Here is a 4079-nt window from a genome sequence, read left to right as displayed (position 1 = left end):
TTTAAACGATTTCGAGGAAGGATATTACTGTTGTCTAAGGTAAAACTAAATTAAAGATGGACGTAAGCAAAAATGCTCACGTCCATGAATGGTGGATGATTTGAAATTCGCCCCAACATTTGACAAAGAACCAAAAAAAAGCCATCGTCTCCTTGCTTCAGAGACGATGGCTCGTGGTTCCACTCTGGTTTACCGGCATCCAAAGACCGGCCTTTTGTGCATGTGTAACGGCTGCAACCCCGGGGTCCTCTACTGTAACTTCGAAGGCCCGGCTCACGGAGGCATTCGCGCAGGTTATCGGTCTCCCAGCTCTCACCAGCTGCCAGGCTCTCTGTAGAAGTTCCCCTGCGGTACTCTTTCCGCTCATTGCTATTTTCAATATGCCTATATCCTACTATGTAGGGGGTGTTTTGTCAAGAGGAAATGTAGATTTTTTTCAAACAGTTGAAAAAAGAAGGCTGTTGCGATTGCAACAGCCTTCTTTCCAGCGTACCGCAGAAATTATTTCAGTTCTACGCTAGCGCCAGCTTCTTCCAGTTTGGCTTTCATAGCTTCAGCGTCAGCTTTGGCAACGTGTTCTTTGATGGTGTTAGGAGCAGCGTCAACAGCAGCTTTGGCTTCTTTCAGGCCCAGGCCGGTCAGTTCACGAACAACTTTGATTACGTTGATCTTGCTGGCACCAACTTCTTTCAGAACAACGTCGAAGTCGGTCTTTTCAGCAGCAGCAGCGCCGGCAGCAGGAGCAGCAGCTACAGCAACAGGAGCAGCAGCGCTAACACCGAACTTGTCTTCCATGGCTTTAACCAGGTCGGCCAGTTCCAGAACAGTCATATTTTCAATGGCTTCCATGATTTGATCTTTATCCATTTTTCATTCCTCCAAATTTTCTTATGAAATGGTTTTGTCAGGCGATGTATTCAGCCTGTTTGACGATTAAGCAGATTCCTGCTCTTTCTTTTGACGTACAGCTTCCAGGGTATACACGAAGTTGCGGATGGTCCCTTGCAGTACGTTGACCAGCCCGGAAATGGGGGCCTGCATGCTGCCAACCAGTTTGGCCAGCAGTTCTTCTCTGGACGGCAGTTCTGCCAGAGCCTTGACTTCGTCCACAGCGATGACTTTGCCATCCAGGACGCCGGCTTTCAGTTCCAGAGCTTTATGATCCTTGCTGAAATCGTTCAGGATTTTAGCAGGAGCAACAGGGTCTTCAGCAGAGAAGGCCAGAGCGGTATTGTGTTCCAGGACGGAGTCCAGGCCTTCGATACCAGCTTCTTTTGCAGCAATGCGGATGAAGGTGTTTTTAGCAACCATGTACTTCACACCAGCTTCACGCATCTTGGCTCTCAGTTCGGTATCTTCAGCTACGGTCAGGCCGCAGTAGTTAACCAGAACAACACCTTTAGAAGCAGTCAGCAAATCTTTCAGTTCGGCGACTTTGCTAGCTTTTTCAGGTCTAATATCATGCATCAGTGTTACACCTCCTTGCGTAAGAAATTTGTATTAATCAATGAAAAGACCTCTCGGCGGGTCAGCCGGAGGTCATGTTTATCAACACTCCGACCTAGGCAGGTGAAAAATTCGTTAGGCTTGCGCGCCTGCTGTCTTGGGTCCGATGGTCATTTTCTATTTGATTATTTGTTGCTGTCAGCCTTCAATACATCTACAGGTACGCCAGGGCCCATGGTGGTGCTCAGGGTTACGCTCTTGATGTATTGGCCTTTAGCGCCGGAGGGTTTCACTTTGATCAGGGTGGTGACCAGAGTCAAATAGTTTTCCAGCAGTTTGTCAGCGTCGAAAGAAGCTTTACCGATAGAGGTCTGTACGTTACCGGCTTTGTCGGTACGGTATTCGATCTTACCAGCTTTGATTTCTTTCACGGCACGAGTGACATCCATGGTCACAGTACCCACTTTGGGGTTAGGCATCAAGCCTTTGGGGCCCAGGATTTTACCCAGACGACCAACCGTACCCATCATGTCAGGGGTGGCTACGCAGACGTCAAAGTCGGTCCAGCCGCCTTTGATCTTTTCAACGTATTCGTCAGTACCTACGAAATCAGCACCAGCTGCTTCCGCTTCTTTGGCCTTGGGGCCTCTGGCGAATACCAGGACGGTTTTGGATTTACCGGTACCGTTCGGCAGAACCAAAGCACCGCGGACCTGCTGGTCAGCGTACTTGGGATCTACGCCCAGACGGACGGAAACTTCAACCGTGCTGTCGAATTTGGTCACAGAAGTCTTTTTAACCAGATCAACTGCTTCCTTGGGGGAATATGCCTTGCCAGCTTCGATCAGCTTTTTGGCATCGGTATATTTCTTACCAGCTTTTTTCATTCTTGTTCCTCCTTGTGGTCAGACGGCTTTTGCCTCCCACAAATTTAGACATTAGTCTTCTACGACAATACCCATAGAACGGGCAGTGCCTTCCACCATGCGCATAGCTGCTTCCACAGAGCCAGCGTTTAGGTCTTTCATCTTGCTTTCAGCGATTTCACGGACCTTGTCACGTTTGATCGTGGCAACTTTGGTCTTGTTGGGTTCGCCGGATGCTTTTTCGATACCGCAGGCTTTCTTCAGCAGAACTGCTGCAGGAGGAGTCTTGGTAACGAAAGTGAAAGAACGGTCTTCGAATACAGTGATTTCAACAGGAATGATCAGACCAACCTGTTTGGCAGTCCGTTCGTTGAAGTCTTTTACGAAGGCCATGATGTTGATACCAGCTTGGCCAAGGGCCGGGCCTACGGGAGGTGCCGGAGTTGCCTTACCAGCAGGAACCTGCAATTTCACCATCTTTACGACTTTCTTAGGCATAATTTACACCTCCTTACTTATTCAATAGCTTCCACTTGGGTGAATTTAACTTCAATGGGAGTCTCACGCCCGAACATCTCGACCATGACTTTGATCTTCTGCTGTTCGTCGTTGATCTCCGCTACCGTCCCCACCATATCAGTAAAGCCAGGGGCTTTGATGCGGACAGTATCATTCAAACCTACAGGGCATGCCATCCGGACAACCGGTTCTTCTGCTTCACCAGAAGCAGAAGCCTGGCCGCCTTCTTTGACCTGGGCCCCGAGGATACGTTCTACTTCACGGTCAGATAAGGGAATGGGTTTCGTGCCAGTGCCAACGAAGCCGGTCACACCAGGGGTGTTGCGCACAGCATACCAGGTACGATCGTTGACGATCATTTCAATGAGGACATAGCCCGGGAATACTTTCCGTGCCACAACCTTCTGCTGGTCATCCTTTGCGTCCACTTCATTCTGCATGGGAACCAGCACCTGGAAAATCTGTTCTTCCATTCCCAGGGAATGGATCTTGCTTTCCAGATTCATTTTGACCTTATTCTCATAACCGGAATAAGTATGAATGACATACCAGTGCTTTTGACCTTCCATGCTTAATGCACTCCCATCACTAAACGAAACAATACGGATAAAATAGCATCAATGCCCCAGATGAGAAACGCTGCAAGCAGAGAGGATACGATCACAGTGATGGTGTATCCCGTCAGTTCCCGTTTCGTCGGCCAGGTCACTTTTTTCATTTCGATTTTCACATCTCGGAGAAAACCGCCTACACCAGAGGACTTTTTCACTTCCGGGGTGAGTTGTGATGCTGTCATACTCGATCCACCTTATTTCGTTTCTTTATGCAACGTATGCTTTTTGCAGAACTTGCAATACTTTTTGATTTCGATACGTTCAGTATCGTTCTTTTTATTCTTCGTAGTCTGGTAGTTACGCTGTTTGCATTCGGTGCAAGCCAGGGTAATACCCACACGGTTTCCAGCTGCCATTTCTTAACACCTCACTTACATTCAAAACTCTTGATTCCCAAAAGCCGCCTATAAAGGTTATCATAGAACCGTCAAGATGTCAACAAAAAAGTGAGGCCGGGGAATTGCATCGGCCTCATTTTTCATCTTGTGGTTGAATTAAGCTTCGATTTCGGTAACAACACCGGCGCCAACGGTATGGCCGCCTTCGCGGATAGCGAAACGCAGACCTTGTTCGATAGCGATCGGAGTGATCAGTTCTACGTCCATCACAACGTTATCGCCAGGCATAACCATTT

The 4079-nt window shown here is 48.3% G+C and carries 7 protein-coding genes, 1 pseudogene and 1 other annotated feature; all 8 genes and pseudogenes read right to left on the bottom strand.

Going from position 1 to position 4079, the window contains the following annotated elements:
- Positions 1 to 156 precede the first annotated feature (156 nt).
- Positions 157 to 376, bottom strand: a binding site (T-box leader).
- A gap of 125 nt (positions 377 to 501) precedes the next feature.
- Positions 502 to 867 carry a 50S ribosomal protein L7/L12 gene (rplL, locus tag ACR0QW_RS10700; protein ID WP_432643622.1) on the bottom strand — a complete coding sequence of 122 codons (366 nt, stop codon included), beginning with the start codon at positions 865 to 867 and terminating at the stop codon, positions 502 to 504.
- Between the two features lie 66 nt (positions 868 to 933).
- Entirely contained in the window at positions 934 to 1467 is a 534-nt protein-coding gene (rplJ, locus tag ACR0QW_RS10695) for a 50S ribosomal protein L10 (protein WP_432643621.1), read from the bottom strand.
- 164 nt (positions 1468 to 1631) lie between these two features.
- The gene (gene rplA, locus ACR0QW_RS10690) at positions 1632 to 2333 is read right to left on the bottom strand and encodes a 50S ribosomal protein L1 (protein ID WP_432643620.1); all 702 of its coding nucleotides are present in this window, start codon (positions 2331 to 2333) and stop codon (positions 1632 to 1634) included.
- Positions 2334 to 2384: 51 nt separating this feature from the next.
- Positions 2385 to 2810, bottom strand: a complete 426-nt coding sequence (rplK, locus tag ACR0QW_RS10685; protein ID WP_071141542.1) for a 50S ribosomal protein L11 — start codon at positions 2808 to 2810, stop codon at positions 2385 to 2387.
- A 17-nt stretch (positions 2811 to 2827) separates the two neighbouring features.
- Positions 2828 to 3400 carry a transcription termination/antitermination protein NusG gene (nusG, locus tag ACR0QW_RS10680; protein ID WP_432643619.1) on the bottom strand — a complete coding sequence of 191 codons (573 nt, stop codon included), beginning with the start codon at positions 3398 to 3400 and terminating at the stop codon, positions 2828 to 2830.
- Between the two features lie 2 nt (positions 3401 to 3402).
- Complete coding sequence (gene secE / locus ACR0QW_RS10675) at positions 3403 to 3627, bottom strand: preprotein translocase subunit SecE (protein WP_432643618.1); 225 nt, start codon at positions 3625 to 3627, stop codon at positions 3403 to 3405.
- A gap of 12 nt (positions 3628 to 3639) precedes the next feature.
- A complete protein-coding gene (gene rpmG / locus ACR0QW_RS10670; RefSeq protein ID WP_022487512.1) occupies positions 3640 to 3801 on the bottom strand; it encodes a 50S ribosomal protein L33 in 162 nt (53 codons plus the stop codon).
- 138 nt (positions 3802 to 3939) lie between these two features.
- Positions 3940 to 4079 (bottom strand): annotated as a pseudogene (gene tuf / locus ACR0QW_RS10665) (elongation factor Tu); the annotation flags it as partial.

Origin of the sequence: Acidaminococcus sp., assembly GCF_050873445.1 — a bacterium.
GTDB lineage: Bacteria > Bacillota > Negativicutes > Acidaminococcales > Acidaminococcaceae > Acidaminococcus.
Note: the sequence above shows the minus strand (reverse complement) of the source record. Positions and strands in the feature narration are given on the sequence as shown.